This window comes from Streptomyces sp. GESEQ-35 (assembly GCF_017948485.1).
In the GTDB taxonomy this organism is placed as follows: Bacteria; Actinomycetota; Actinomycetes; order Streptomycetales; family Streptomycetaceae; genus Streptomyces.
The window spans coordinates 18,979-33,093 of the sequence record NZ_JAFFSX010000003.1 but is presented as its reverse complement, the minus strand read 5'-3'; the positions used below and the strand labels follow the sequence as shown (position 1 = coordinate 33,093).

The following is a 14,115-nucleotide window of genomic DNA, read 5'->3' as shown; positions in this document are numbered from 1 at the left end:
GGCAGGTGGCACACTGGAGCCGCCATGCTGACGATCACCAAGGAGTTCCACTTCTCGGCCAGTCACGTCCTCGACCGGCTGCCGAGCTGGCACCCCTGCGCCCGCATGCACGGCCACAACTACATCGTCGTGTTGGAACTGTCCGCCCGCCGCGAGGATCTCACCGAGGCAGGCTTCGTCCGCGACTACCGTGAGCTTGATGCCTTCAAGAGATGGATGGACGAGACCCTCGATCACCGTCATCTGAATGAGGCGATGGGGGGGGGTATCTCGCCTTCGGCGGAGAATCTGGCCGTATGGATCTTCGGCCTCTGGACCGATCGATTTCCGGAGCTGACCGCAGTCAGGGTCTCCGAGACACCCAAGACGTGGGCCGAGTACCGGCCGGAGTGATTCGGATGACCCGCTCGTACATGAGCAGCAGATCGGCCTCATCGCCGAGGTCGTACACGCAATGCGGGCCCCAGTCGATGTGACGGGGCAGTGTCATGGCGCCGGATGCCGGCCCGACGAATCCGTCCAGCGACTCCGGCAGCGCGTAGATCCTGGCTGCGGCGTACCTGCTCATGCCCCAAGCTGCCCGAACGCGCTCCTGAGGCGCGAACTCGGTGTCAGCGGCCCGACGCTGGGAGCCGAGACAGCGACGGTGCGGTCGACGAGGTTGTCGCTCTGTCCGGTACACCAGACGATGAACCGGGCCTTGACCGTGTCGCCGTCCGGATCGGAGATTTCGGTGTACAGCTGGATCTCGGTGTTGCCGATGGTGGCCGGGTAGAAGGCCGCCTGCGCCGGTCACGACGGTTCGGGCCGGGTGCCCTCCTCTCGCCATCGGGTGGCGGCCTCCCGCCATTTGGACTCCGCCTTGCACTCCTTGATGCGCTCCCGGATCGAGCGCTCGGCCTTGAGTTCCTTGGGGATCTTCGTGTCGTCGTAGAGCCGAGCAAGCCGCAGCTGCTCGGTCGTCAGCCCTTGCGCGCCCCTGAGGTCAGCCGCCCTGAGGTCCGCGTCCACCAAGTGCGCCATCCCGAGGTGCGCTCCCCTGAGATCGGCCCTCCAGAACACCGCTTCGGTCAGGTCCACCGCTCCGAGATTCGCCCCCGAGAGCCCCGCGTTCGTGAAGTCCGCCTGCCTCAGATGCGCGGTCCTGAGATCGGCCTCCGTGAGGTCGGCACCTCTCAACTGGGCGCCCGTGAGATCCACGCGCCCCAGACGCAGCCCTCTGATGTCCACCCCCGTGAGGTCGACCCCTCGCAGGTGCACCCCTCTCAGGTCCACCTCCCTAAGGCCGGCTCCGGTGAGGTGCGCCCCCTGGAAGTCCGCTCCCTTCAGGTGTGCGCCGGTGAGGTCCGAGCCTCTGAGGTCCGCGCCCTTGAGCCGGGCCCCTCTGAGGTCCGCGCCCGTGAGGTCCACGTGCTGGAGGTTCGCGTGCTCCAGGTCGGTGTTGCTCCAGTCGATGCGCCGCAGGTCCGCGATGGGCGTCGCGTCGGGATCCGGGCGACGACCGACGACCGTCAGGGCGGCCGAGACGTCGACGGCCAGTGGAACGGTCGCATCCGTGTCGCCCTCCTCATCGGACGGGTCGTCCAGCGCGAGGTTCCCCTGCCGCTGGTCCGAACTCGGGGTGCGGATGAACGCCGCGAGCACCTCGATGATCGTGGCGTGGTCCTTCTCGCTGTCCTTCATGATGCGTTCGAGGCTGTAGATGCCGCCAAGCCGTTCGTGCAGGTTCTCCGAGCCCAGGAGCTTGATGGCTTCCACGTAACGGTCGGTGACCTGTTCTTCCCGGCTGAGCTCATGGTTCTTGTGGGTGTACCAGAGGCCAAGGGCCGCGATGGCACCGGCGGCGATGGCGATGACGGCGGTGCGCAGTCCGGTGATGATGATGCCCGCGGACGAGGCGAGGTTGCCGTTCTTGTCACGCACATGGTGGCCTTCGAGGAGCCAGGGCCCCCAGATGAGAGCCGCGACGAACAGGGCGGCCCCGGCGACACCTGCCACCCACACCCATGACCGCCTGGTCTCCGGCTTCATGGGTGCATCATGTCCGGCCGCCGGTCGGGTGATGCGCGCAACTCTCATGTACGGAAAGGGAATTGAGCCACGCACTTGCACGCCCTTCCCGAAGGCGCACTCCCCTTCCAGAGCAGGTGGTGAACTGTGGCGCGCATTCGGTGCTCGCCGATCAGGTCGGGGCTGAACAGCCTGTCCTTGCGAAAGCCCGCCAAGGTCGATGTCCCAATGGTCTTGTCAGTTCCGGTGAGCGCCGACCAGGCAAGTGGCAGAACCACAGAGACCCCGCGGCGGTGTCCTACCGAAGCGTGGTCCCTCTCGACACGTTGTGTGACACCTACGGCTTGGCCGACGAGGTGATCGGCGATCCGGCCGGGGCTGCGGAGTCCGGCACCCCCGCGTAGTCGGGCAGCTCGACGCCGTTGATCGCGCGCCCGACCAGCTCCGTGAACCATTCGCCGGCGAAATCGGGGCCCGGCTCGGCGTCTGGCCCGGGGACGTCGCGGCTGCGGGCGTTCAACCGGCCGATCTCCTGGTTGGCCTCGACGAACGAGCGCATCCGTGCCTCGTAGCGAGCGAACCCGGCGTCGGGGTCCCATCCGGCGGCGGCCAGCTCTCCGGCCAGCAGGTAGGCACCGACCAGGGCCAGCCCGGTGCCCTGCCCGGACATCGGCGACGAGCAGAACGCCGCGTCCCCGAGCAACCCCACCCGTCCACTCGACCAGCGGTCCATCACCACCTGGGCGACCTGGTCGAGGTAGAAGTCCGGAGTGTCGTCCAGGTGCGCGAGGATGTCCGGGGCCAACCAGCCCAGGCCCGCCATCCGCTCCCGCAGCAGGACCTTCTGGGCCGCGACGTCACGGTGGTCGACGTCGAAGTCGGCCGAGGCGAAGTAGAACATGGCCATCGCCCGGGTGGCGTCCTGGACGGGCCGCAGGAGGGCGGAGCGCCCGGACTCCTGATCCTGGTACTCCAGCAGCCAGCGGTCCAGCCCGAACTCGTTGGGCACACTGTAGAAGGCCAGCACGTGCCCGAGGTGGCGGAGGAACCGCTCATGCGGCCCGAAGACCATCGCCCGCAGCTCCGAGTGCGGCCCGTCTGCCCCGACCACCAGGTCGAAGCGCCGCCGGTTGCCGCCCGCGAAGACCACGTCGACCCCGTCCGCGTCCTGGGCGAGCTCGGCGATTCGGTCGCCGAAGACGTACTCGACGCCGTCGCGGGTGTCGTCGTAGAGCACCTGGGACAGGTCCCCGCGCAGGATCTCGATGTCCGCGATGAACCCGTCGCCACCGTCGTCGTCGGCACGGAAGGTCTCCAGCACCTGCCCGTCCGCGTCCACGGTGTGCGCGCCGGCGGTGTCGGTGCACGCCGCGCGCACCGCCGCGTCCAACCCCATGCGCCCGATGACCTCCCTGGCGACCCCGCGCGCGTCCACCGCCTGCCCGCCGGGACGCAGCTCGGGAGCCCGCTCCACCACGGTCACCTCGGCCCCCCGCCGGCGCAGCCAGTGGGCCAGCGCGGGTCCCGCGATGCTCGCCCCCGCCACCAACACCCTGGGACCGCTGACCCGCGTCCCCTGCCCGCCCGTCCGGATCGCGTGCCCCTGGTCGGAGTCGTCGACGCTCATCACAGCCACCCTCTGCTTCCTCCCGCGCTGGAACGTCCCCAGCACAGGCCCACCGCTGTCGGTGTATCCAGCCGTATCGACCACGGATCCGCACAAAACTCATCGGTCACGGCAGACATCGATGAGAAACGCCAACTCCGATGAGACTCACATCAACCCAGACTGGTGGAAACCAGGCGAACCAGCCTGTCAGCCAGGCCGCGGCTCTGTGACCTGGGCCTTCCGCGCTGTCTCAGGATCCTTCATCGGTGGGCCGTCTCAACTCCACTGCGCTTTCCCGGAGTCGTTCGCCCGGCCACGTTCACACAAAGGTTCCATTCTCTCGGGTGTCTGACGCTGTACAACCATCGGCCGCCGCGGTCGGTCGTCTCTGGGAGCAGGGCTGCCGGGAGGTGACTTGGCATGCGACGAGTGCGAGGGATGGCGTCCTTGGCGGGCGTGGCGTTGATCGTCGGCTGCTCGGCTACGGGCACCGCACAGCCCGCTCCCTCCACCACGCACACGTCCGTGGCCGTCGACGGTCCGTGGCGCGCGTGGACGAAGTCCCTCTCCCGGCAGGAGGCGTCCGGAACCTGTGGCGCCACGGCCCACCAGGTCGTGTGCAGTACCGCCCCCGACGGCCTCGTCGGGGTCTCCCGGGCCACCGGCGCGATCACCTGGACAGTCCCCGCCACCGGTGGCGGCGGAAAGAACGGCGGGCTCGTGGTCGACGCAGCCGACGAACGCGCCGCCACCAGCGGCGGTCACACGCTACGCGCTGCGAATCTGCGCACGGGCAAGGCGGCCTGGACCCACCGGCTGCCCTCCACGCGCTCCTACGTCGGCATGGCCGCGGCGGACGGCGTCGTCTACGCCCTCGACGCCAAGAGCGACGCCGTGCAGAGCGAGGGCTACACGAACGTCGCCCTCGGTGCCTTCCGGGCGTCCGACGGTGCAGTGCTGTGGCACAGGGCCGTCGACGCGATCCCGTACGAAGGCATCGCCGCGTTCGGCGGCCGGGTCTACAGCACTGACGGCACGAAGGTCACCGCCCGCGACGCCCGTACCGGCAGGAGCGTCGCGACCAGCCCGCCAGGCACCGCCTCCTACGGCGGCGTCCCCCTGGACTGGTGCCCGCACCTGATCTCCGGCGGCGGCTACCTGGTGTGCGCAGGCAGCTCCGTTACTGCCGGCGACGCCTTCCCGCCCCTGCGCCGTCTCGACCCGGTCACGCTCGGGCCACTCAGGACCGCCGCCGAGGACCCGGGCCTGAGGCCCGAACGCGGTGTGATCTCGTCGGACGGTGTGCTGGTGCTGTTCGAGGACACCCCGGAGGACCCGGGCACCGGTACCTGGAACGCCTACGATCTCAACCACCCCCGCAGGCTGTGGAGCTACGACACCACCACGGAGGAAGGCGAGCTGTCCGGTGGGCGGTTCGTGACCTTCACCCCCGGGAACGACGACACCAGGGGACGCGTGATCACGATCGACCTGCACGCCGGCCCGGACGGGACCGGAGCCGCCGCGCCGCGCATGTCCCCGCCGTACCCGCAGTCCAGGGGCGGCGAACACCCCGCGCTCATCGCGCCGGGAGGCCGCTCGGGCCATGTCGTCGTCGAGCCGAGGACCCATCACGCCCTGCGCTCGATCCCGCTTCCTTGACCTGCCCGTTCTGGCCGTCCCGAGACATGCCGTGGACCGCTCAGGAGCCGGAGCATGGATCTGCCTGTGATGCCGCCCGTGAAGCCCATACTCGCCAAGTCCGTGGAACAGATGCCACAGGGCATGCGCTGCGAGCCGAAGTGGGACGGGTTCCGGGCGATTGTGTTCCACGACGGGGACGAGGTCGAGCTCGACAGTCGAACGGCTGCGCAGCCCGGATTCACCTCCGGGGTGTGAACTCGAAGCCCGGATCCGGGCGTGTCAGGCGGTGGTGTCGTCGTAGGCCAGCTTGCCGCCCAGTTCGCGGGATGCCTGGGCCTGGGCGAGGAGTTCCCGGGCCTTGGCCTCGATGCCTTCGATGGCGTCGGCGCCGGCGACGAAGCGCAGCGGCGGCTGCTCCTGGTCGGAGATGGCCAGTAGGGCGCGGGCGAGCTTGGCGGGGTCGCCGCTCTGCTGGCCGTTCATGCTCTTCCAAGCGGCGATGGTGGCGGTGGTGCGCTCGGTGTAGTCGTCGATGGTCGGCTCGGGCCAGGTGGTGGAGGCGTCCACGAGCAGCTCGGTGCGGAAGAAGCCGGGCTCCACGACCGTGGTGTGGATGTTGTACGGCTCGACGTCGTACCGCAGCGACTCCATCCAGCCCTCGACGCCGAACTTGGAGGTGGCGTAGGCGACGCAGAACTCCTGGCCGATGATGCCGGCGGAGGAGGACAGGGTGACGACGTGCCCGGCGCGCTGTTTTCGCATGACGGGCAGGACGGCGCGGGTGACGTTCATCGGGCCGAAGAGATTGGTCTCGATCTGCTGGCGCATCTGCGCGGGCGTGATCTCCTCGAAGTAGCCGGCGAAAAAATTGCCGGCGTTGTTGATCAGGACGTCGATGCGGCCGAAGCGGTCGACGGCGGCCTGCGCTGCGGCCTCGGCGTCCTCCGGGCTGGTGACGTCCAACTTGGTGACCAGCAGGTTGTGCTGGGGTCCGCCCAGGGTCTTCTCGACCTCTTCGGGGCGGCGGCCGGTGGCGACGACCTGGTGACCGGCGGCGAGGGCCTCGCGGACGATGTCCGTGCCCAGACCGCGTCCGGCACCGGTGACGAGAATGACCTTGCTCATGGGGGGTCCTTTTCCGGGTTCAGTTTCAGCTGATGCTGATGCCGATGCTGATGGGGTGCGGAGGCGGTCAGGCCTGGTCGGTGGGCATGATCCACAGTTCGCCGATGGAGGCGTGGCAGGGGCGAGTGACCATGTAGGCGACGCCGTCGGCGATGTCGTCGGGGGCGAGGACCTCGGTCTGCTCGTAGAAGGTGCCGATCGCTGCACGGACCTCGGGCTTGTGGTCGTTGTGCGAGCCGAGCCCGGTGTCCACGCCGCCGGGTTCGAGGACACCGACGCGGACGTGCCGCTGGGTGACCTCCTGGCGCAGGGACTCGGTGAAGCCGTTCACGCCGAACTTGGTGAGGTTGTAGACGCCGTAGCCGTTCCAGGCGACGCGGCCGGCGATCGAGCTGATGTTGACGATGTCGGCGACCCGGCGCGGGTCGTCCTCGGCGGCCCTGAGCATGTGAGGCAGAGCGGCGCGGGTGGTGTACAGCAGGCCCTGGACGTTGATGGCGATCATGCGCTCCCATTCGTCGGCGTCTGCGCCGACGACGGGGCCCAGGAGCATAAGGCCGGCGTTGTTGACCAGGGTGTCCAGCCGTCCGAAGTGCTCGACGGTCTGCTGTACGGCGGCTTCGGCCTGGGCGCGGTCGGTGATGTCCGCCTCCACCGCCAGCGCGGTGCCGCCCGCCTTCTCGATCTCGGCGGCGAGGTCTGTCAGACGGTCCTTGCGGCGGGCCACGAGGGCGACGGAAGCACCGTCCTCCGCGAGCCGACGGGCGGTGGCGGCGCCGATACCGCTGCTCGCGCCGGTGACGAGAGCGACGGTGCCGGTCAGATTCGTTGCCATGGGGGGTGTCCTGTTCTTCTTTGGTTCTCTGGATGTGCGGCGCAGGGCCGGCGGAGGGCCCGTGCCGCGCCGAGGGGAGACGGCGAGTGCCGGTCATCGCGTCGGCGTGGGGCGTAGGCAGGTGGCGCACAGCGCTCCGCTGCTATGCGGCGGGTATGGCGCCCATCTGCTGGAGGATGCTGAGCATGTCGAGCTGGGCACGCTCCTCGACGATCTTGCCGTCGGCCAGGCGGTAGAACGCCATGCTCTCCGCGCGGATGACCTTGCCGGTCGCCTCGACCCCGGCGAAGGGTCCCTCGTGGGTGCCCGTCATGGTGTACCGGATGGCCACCGTGTCGCCCTCGGCCCGCATGTCCTCCACCGTCCACTTGAGGTCGGGGAAAGCCTTCATGTTCGCGGCGACGATGCCGAGATACGTGTCCCGGCCCTCCTGCGTCTGGCCGCCGAAGTGCATGACGATGTCCGGGCTGATGAACTCTCTCGCCTGCGCGGGGTCGCCGGTGGGCAGGAACTCGCTGGTGAAGCGCTCCATGATGCGCTTGTTCAGCTGCGCGGTCCCGTGGTTCCACGTGACGGATTCCGCCGTGACGCGAGACGGCGATCCGGAGCCGGTGTTGGCGTTGTCCGTGCCGACCGCGTCCGCGGCACCCGTTCCGAAGGCAGCGAGGCCGAGCGCTCCCAGCGCCGTGACTACGACGGCCGGCTTGGTGTATCGACGCATGATTCATCCTTCTGATTCCGAGGATCGCAGCGCCGACGGCGCCGCAGAGGGGCTGGAGACCGGCGGCGGAAGCGCCGCCGTATCCGGGCCGTTCACACCGCCGTGGGCGGTGCACCACCAACAGAACCGGTTGTCACGGGAGCGTGGGAGTCCCTGATGAGGGGGTCCCTGAGAGGGACCCCCAGCCAGCGGGAAGCGCTCGTAGAGTGGAGCGCATGGCAGGCAGAAACGACCCTTACGGCACCAACCGCGACATCCGTGATGATTTCCGTGCGGAGATCCGGGAATTCCTGGGCACGCGACGGGCCAGGGTCACCCCTGAACAGGCCGGACTGCCCGCTTACGGTGGAGACCGCCGGAGGGTCACCGGGCTGCGCCGCGAGGAGGTCGCCCTACTCGCGGGAATCTCCAGCGAGTACTACACCCGGCTGGAGCGCGGCAACGCCACCGGTGTCTCCGAGAGCGTCATCGACGGCATCGCGCAGGCACTGCGGCTCGACGAGGTCGAGCGCATCCACCTGCTCGACCTCCTGCGCGGCGCCGGCACGACCCGTCCCCCGCGCCGTCGGCCGGCCCAGCAGCGCGTCCGGCCTGCGGTGCAGCACGTCCTCGACTCGATGACCCGCACACCCGCGTTCGTACTCAGCGGACGCCTGGACATCCTGGCCGCGAACCACCTCGGGCGCGCGCTGTTCTCCCCGCTCTACGGCGACCCGGTGCGGCCACCGAGCAACGCCCGGTTCGTCTTCCTCGACCCGCACGCACCCGAGTTCTTCCGCGACTGGGACGAAGTTGCCAACGACACGGTCGCCATGCTGCGAGCCGAGGCCGGCCGCGACGCCTACGACCGACGGCTGACGGACCTGATAGGGGAACTGTCCACCCGCAGCGAGGAGTTCCGTCGCCGCTGGGCCGCCCACAACGTCCGTATCCACACCACGGGCCTGAAGCGCCTCCACCACCCGGTCGTCGGCGACCTCGACCTGCCGTTCGAGACCTTCCCACTCGGGGCAGACGCCGGCCAGTTCCTCCTCACCTACACCGCCGAGCCCGCGTCACGTTCGCAGGACGCCCTGAACCTGCTGGCCAGCTGGGCCGCGACCCATCACATCGACGAGTACGCGTCGACCAACGACTCCGAGTCGGCCGAGTCAGCCGAAACACCCGACTGATGGCCGACACGCTGCGCACCACACTCAGCGCCTGACACCGGTCGGCCTCGTGGACTTTGCGGATACAGCCCTGCGCGGTCGATCGCTGCGGCCCGTCGAGGACACGGCGATACGCCCGCTCCCGAAGTCGACTCCCAAATGGCCCCCAAAACGGGCCCGCACAACAAATCAGACCCGGCGCTGATCTCTCAGCACCGGGCCTGACCTGGTATTTCAGCTGTCGGGGTGGCGGGATTTGAACCCACGACCTCTTCGTCCCGAATGAGGTTCGGTTGGTGATCTTGCCAGCGCGGATGGAGTTTGCCCTGGTCAGAGTGTCGGGGTGGCGTGGTCTCGGGTGGTCTCGAAGGGGTTTGTGGAGCGGGTTGGCTCCCAGATGGCTCCCAGCCTTGCTCCGCGTTAGCTGGCCTTTAGCCGTGCAGCGCGGCCACCGCAGCCGTGAGCCCCTGCAGGATGGTGATGATGGATGCCACGGCTCCGACAGCCAGACCGAGGTCTTCCAGGTTCTCCGTGATGCGTCGCCGGTCGGGGTTCCGGCTGGTCAGTTCCTCGCCGATGCGGGAGGCAGTACGGCGGGCGAGATCCGGATTGCTCAGCTCGGCGGCGTGCTCCTCAAGGGCGGCGTTCAGCTCGGCCAGCTTCGTCTGCGCGGCCAGGAGGAGTGAGGTGTCCTCGGCGTTACCGCTGACGTAGACCTGTCGCTGGTCTCCGCCGACATTCCCCGTATTGATTTGGGCTCCGCTGCTGGTGATGTGTATTCCGCCGCTGCTCGCGTCACGTCGCGTGGTCATCTTTTCGCCTTCTGGACGTAGGAGTTCCCGGAGGGCGTCGATGTCGCCCAGGACGGCCGCCACTGAGTCGCCTTCAGCGATCATTGGGTCGGCGACCGGCTGTAGGGCGTGGTCATTGAGCGCCGAGGCCATTGCTGTGACCTTGGCATTGAGAACTTCGGAGACGCGTTCATCGATTGTGTCTTCGGCGATGAGGACGGTGCACGTGGGGTTTGCGTCCGCAGGCAAGCCAAGCCTGTGTGTCCTGTCAATCGCCTGAAGCCATGTCCCAGCAGCGTAACCACGGTCAACGTGCACTTGGTCTATCGCGGTCTGGTGCAAGGAGACGCCCTCCCCGAGTGTTTGCGGCGTTGCGATGAGGGCCCAGCAGTCGTCGTCAGTCCGGAATCGCTCCAACTGCCGGCGCCGATCGGTCGGCGCCGATGCCTCATCGACGGCGGTAGCGCCAGTGATGACGGCAGGGTTGTGCCGCGCTAGCGCTGTGGTGAGCGCGGCAATGTTCGCGACGAAGGTGGACCACACGACAGTTTTGCGGCCAAGGGCCCGGTTTTCTGTGACGAGCTGTGCGGCGCGCACGATCTTGGCAGGGCGGATGTGCAGGGTTGGATCCGTAACGACTGATCTAAGGTCGGTGAAGTCGGGGCGGTCGAATGGAAGCGACCATGGCTGGTCCGGTGTGAACACCGCCGCTGGATTTGTCGCGGCGGCAATCAAGTGCATCACCGCACGTCCAGCATCGGCCGCTACATCGTCGGAGTGGCTATGCGCGTTTGCCCATTCCGACATGCGCAACCTCATCGCGTCGTACAGCGCGCGGTGTGGGCCGTCGAGCGCCACCCGTTCTACCCGGACCTCCAAGGTTGGAAGGTCCAATTCGGCCTTCGTAGCTCGCACATAGGCACGCTCGCGGGCGTTGGCGAGGTCACCGCGTACGAGTCGGCTGCCATGCCCCGGCCATGCCAAGTCAAAGACTGCTTCCAGGTCTGTGGGCCTGTTCGGCATTGGTGTCCCTGTCAGAACCATCGTTGCGTCCGAACGACGGGCGAGCGCCGCGGCCTCCGCGCCGCGTCTTGAGGTTGGGCCAGCTTTCGCACGGTGGGCCTCGTCGAACACGGTGAGCACCTTGCGGCCGCGTGCCCATCCGGAGAGCCCAGCGCGGCTGGTGGCGTCGCTCAGACGCTCGTAGTTGAGTACGAGGATGGTGTCGCGGCGGGAGGGGAGGTCTGGGCGGACGGTGACGACCGGCGTTCTGTCGTCCGCGAAGCATGCCTTGGCTTCATCCACCCACGCTTCGAAGGCAGATGGTGGCGCGACGACGAGCATCGCATGTGCCGAGCCCCGAGAGCGTAGTGCCGTGAACACGGCATAGGTCACCGCCGTCTTGCCGGAGCCGGGGACAGAAAAGTTTGCCCCGCCGCCTGCAGCGAGCAAGCGGGCGACGGCGACCTGCTGGAAGGGCCGCAGCCGCCGGACGAACCCAAGAGCCTCCAGGTCAACATCGGATGGCCACACTGCTTGTTCGGCGATATCTGTGGCGAGTAGCCGACTCAGCCCTGTTGCGCTCCTGGCAACGTCCTCACGCATAAGTGTGGCTGCAGGCGTCCAAACCCAGCTGACCGCTGTAGCGGGATAGCGAGCCAGAAGCCGTGTGAGCGCCCCCGCGCGATGCCGATGCACAGTCACCTTTGCTGGTGAGATGCTGTGGAGGGCGGGTCGCAGCAAGGCGGTGACCGAGCGCCACCATTGATCGGTGACGTCGTTCGGGCGATGGACTACCGGCCGCCCCTCGCAGTCAACCCCGACTGTTCCCAACGCGCTGCCGCGGGGCACCTGGATCGTCACAGCCGTGCCCGTTGCTTCAGGTAGCCCAAGACACCGCGCTTGAGGAAGTTGCGGAGCTTGTCGAGAGACTCGTCCGACCCGTTCTCCACCTCCGGATCGATCCCAATCTTATCGATCATGAAGGGAAGACTCTCATCATCGGGATCGAAGTCTTCTTCGTCGACATCTGCCAGTTGGGCATTGGCGCGGACCTGCGAAAGAGTCGCAATCCTGTCTGCCAGTTGGGAAATTTCGTCGATGAGCGTGATCACTTCCGCATTCCACTCGTGGGAATCCGATAGCGGATCGAAGTCTGGTGTTCTCGAAGTGCCGACTTCGCTGGCCTCATCGTCCAGATCGAGTTCGGGCTGCTGGAACCCGTTGGTCGAGGTCATACCGCTGGCGGTTGCGGTCCGCTCGGCTGGCTTTCCAGTCGCATCCGGTGCCACTTGCCAGCGGATACGCAGCCACTCCTCCAGCAACTCCTCACCGGTCTCCGGGTCGAGAGGGACCGTTGGAGAGCTGAGAGTCGCTGCGTTGATGATCGATTCGAGTTGATTGATCCCATGAGGCGAACGAGCAGCGTTGAAGCAGATCGTGTCTGCGTCGATTGGCCTGACACCGCCACGTCCCCCGCGACCGGTCAGCGTCATTGAAGACGGATACCGCCGGGTCCTACCGCTCTCGTCCCCCGCGATGGGTTGGCGGTAGTCGCGCAATGCAGGGTTGGCTGCGTGTGCAACCAACGCCAAGATGGCCAAGGCGCGTTGGTGTTTGCCTGGGACACGAGTGTTGCCGGCACCGATGGCATCGAGAAGCTCCTTGCGAGCCCCCGCGGCAATTTCCTTGGCGTCAAGGTCAATTACGTCGGTCCAGCTACCACGGTGCTTCGTGGTGTCACTGATTTCGCGTAGTTCAGGCTTGCGGAATGTCCGCGAGATCGCAGCTGTGAACTGCCCCATTTCCCCGTCACCGTCGAGTCCAGCGACGAGTCCCGCGAGCGATGCGGTCGTGGTGGCCGCCTGCAGAGGAGAGTTGGATACACGCAGACGCTTAAGTGTGCGACGGACCTCTGGGTAGCGGCCGGGAGTCGCAGGGTCGGCGACTACGGTGGACACCATCACCTTGGTGATGGCCACGACGCGGTTCCGGAACGGGGCTCGTAGGGCGTCGTCTGCCCACGGTACGACAACGTCGCCGAAGAAGATGTCCCGCTGCTCCGGGGTGATGTAGTTGCGTCGAACGAGGTCCTTGACGACCGTACGCGCCTTGAAAGCCTCGTCATCTGCTTTGCCCCAGAGCGTGGGGTTCTGGCCCTTCACGTGGAAGCGCGCCATGTCTGCATACACGACATCGTGATCGCTGTTCTCACGGTACGGACGAACGGCGATCCCAATGTCCATACGCGCCGTCATCATTCGAATGGTTGCGAGGGCTTCGGGTGAAGCTCCTGCGACCCATGAGGAAACACCAGATCGGGTATGCGTGGTAGGCCACACGGCGAAGGGCGCCTCTTCGAACTGGAGCGCCTCGTGTGCCCTCAGAATTGTCTCTGCTGTGTGAGGGCGGACGGTAAGGGTGCCATCAGGGTTTTCCCAATGCAGCGTGGAGAGGTCCGCGTCTGTCTCCATCAGCGCTCCCATGAAGGATTGCGCGACTGTCACCCGGGTCCAGCCGTCGTCAGTCTCGACCAGGTGGCCGCGCTCGTCGTCCGACACATGAAGGTCGTAGACGTAGCCCCGCAGCTCCTCGCGGATCCCTTCTAGCGCGAGCGAGTCAGCGAACTCCTTCTCAGCAGGACCAACGTAGGTGTGTGGGTGCCGCACGTTCTTCTGCGCGTCTGTGATGTTGCGCAGGTGCTCGGCTGACTGCGCGTGGATCCTGAGATTGGGGCTCACTTCGTGGATGAGCGACTGACTGTAATTATCTCGCATGATCCGTTGAGCGGAAGCTGCCATGCGCGGCTGGACAGTTGCAGGTCGGATGAGCGGAACGAGTACCTCTAGCTGTGCGACAGAGAACTGCCCAGCATGGTTGCGCCGCCAGCGAGCCTTACGGACCGCATTGAAGTTGTCAGGGGTAGCCGAGATTGCTTCGATTGCACGTACAACGCTGGTCGGCGTGGCAGACGGGTCGCATGCGTGCGCGTCGCCGTACCACTCCATGACGGCCTTGCCGAGCTTCGTCGGAGGGACACCGTCGTCGAGGTTCGGCTCGGCATCGAGGGGCTCGAACCGCGGAGGGAGTAGAGGGAAGACTCCCTCTACCTCGACCGCGTCGGCGATCACATCTTCCGTCGGGGGGCGGAGGAAGCGGAATGTGCTCTTGCGTGCCATGTCAGCGATTCCCTGCTGACACACCCGTATCGGCGGCTCTGTTTGGCCTGT

10 protein-coding genes and 1 pseudogene are annotated in these 14,115 nt (G+C 67.1%); 4 read left to right on the top strand and 7 right to left on the bottom strand.

Annotation, left to right across the window (positions count from 1 at the left end):
- Positions 1-24: 24 nt before the first annotated feature.
- Complete coding sequence (locus tag KCH87_RS07110) at positions 25-393, top strand: 6-carboxytetrahydropterin synthase (protein ID WP_210585047.1); 369 nt, start codon at positions 25-27, stop codon at positions 391-393.
- Positions 394-792: 399 nt separating this feature from the next.
- On the opposite strand, the gene KCH87_RS07105 is transcribed toward KCH87_RS07110, so the two are convergent.
- Positions 793-2,031: a pentapeptide repeat-containing protein gene (locus KCH87_RS07105; protein ID WP_210585046.1), complete on the bottom strand. Its 1,239-nt coding sequence runs from the start codon at positions 2,029-2,031 to the stop codon at positions 793-795.
- Positions 2,032-2,347: 316 nt separating this feature from the next.
- Positions 2,348-3,637 carry an FAD-dependent monooxygenase gene (locus KCH87_RS07100; protein WP_210585045.1) on the bottom strand — a complete coding sequence of 430 codons (1,290 nt, stop codon included), beginning with the start codon at positions 3,635-3,637 and terminating at the stop codon, positions 2,348-2,350.
- Positions 3,638-4,039: 402 nt separating this feature from the next.
- Between KCH87_RS07100 and KCH87_RS07095 the strand changes: the two genes are divergently transcribed.
- Complete coding sequence (locus KCH87_RS07095; RefSeq protein WP_210585044.1) at positions 4,040-5,281, top strand: PQQ-binding-like beta-propeller repeat protein; 1,242 nt, start codon at positions 4,040-4,042, stop codon at positions 5,279-5,281.
- A gap of 54 nt (positions 5,282-5,335) precedes the next feature.
- Positions 5,336-5,485 (top strand): annotated as a pseudogene (locus KCH87_RS07090) (ATP-dependent DNA ligase); the annotation flags it as partial.
- Positions 5,486-5,542: 57 nt separating this feature from the next.
- On the opposite strand, the gene KCH87_RS07085 reads toward KCH87_RS07090, so the two are convergent.
- The 3 genes from KCH87_RS07085 to KCH87_RS07075 all read right to left on the bottom strand — a co-directional run bounded on the left by KCH87_RS07085 (position 5,543) and on the right by KCH87_RS07075 (position 7,944).
- A complete protein-coding gene (locus KCH87_RS07085) occupies positions 5,543-6,388 on the bottom strand; it encodes an SDR family oxidoreductase (RefSeq protein ID WP_210585043.1) in 846 nt (281 codons plus the stop codon).
- A gap of 67 nt (positions 6,389-6,455) precedes the next feature.
- Positions 6,456-7,223: an SDR family NAD(P)-dependent oxidoreductase gene (locus tag KCH87_RS07080; RefSeq protein WP_210585042.1), complete on the bottom strand. Its 768-nt coding sequence runs from the start codon at positions 7,221-7,223 to the stop codon at positions 6,456-6,458.
- Between the two features lie 142 nt (positions 7,224-7,365).
- Entirely contained in the window at positions 7,366-7,944 is a 579-nt protein-coding gene (locus tag KCH87_RS07075) for an ester cyclase (RefSeq protein ID WP_210585041.1), read from the bottom strand.
- Positions 7,945-8,159: 215 nt separating this feature from the next.
- On the opposite strand from KCH87_RS07075, the gene KCH87_RS07070 reads away from it, so the two are divergent.
- A complete protein-coding gene (locus KCH87_RS07070; RefSeq protein WP_210585040.1) occupies positions 8,160-9,116 on the top strand; it encodes a helix-turn-helix domain-containing protein in 957 nt (318 codons plus the stop codon).
- Between the two features lie 410 nt (positions 9,117-9,526).
- Here KCH87_RS07070 and KCH87_RS07065 read toward each other — a convergent pair whose 3' ends face one another.
- Positions 9,527-11,491 carry a DEAD/DEAH box helicase gene (locus KCH87_RS07065; RefSeq protein WP_210585039.1) on the bottom strand — a complete coding sequence of 655 codons (1,965 nt, stop codon included), beginning with the start codon at positions 11,489-11,491 and terminating at the stop codon, positions 9,527-9,529.
- A gap of 254 nt (positions 11,492-11,745) precedes the next feature.
- The gene (locus KCH87_RS07060; RefSeq protein ID WP_210585038.1) at positions 11,746-14,064 is read right to left on the bottom strand and encodes a hypothetical protein; all 2,319 of its coding nucleotides are present in this window, start codon (positions 14,062-14,064) and stop codon (positions 11,746-11,748) included.
- Positions 14,065-14,115: the final 51 nt, after the last annotated feature.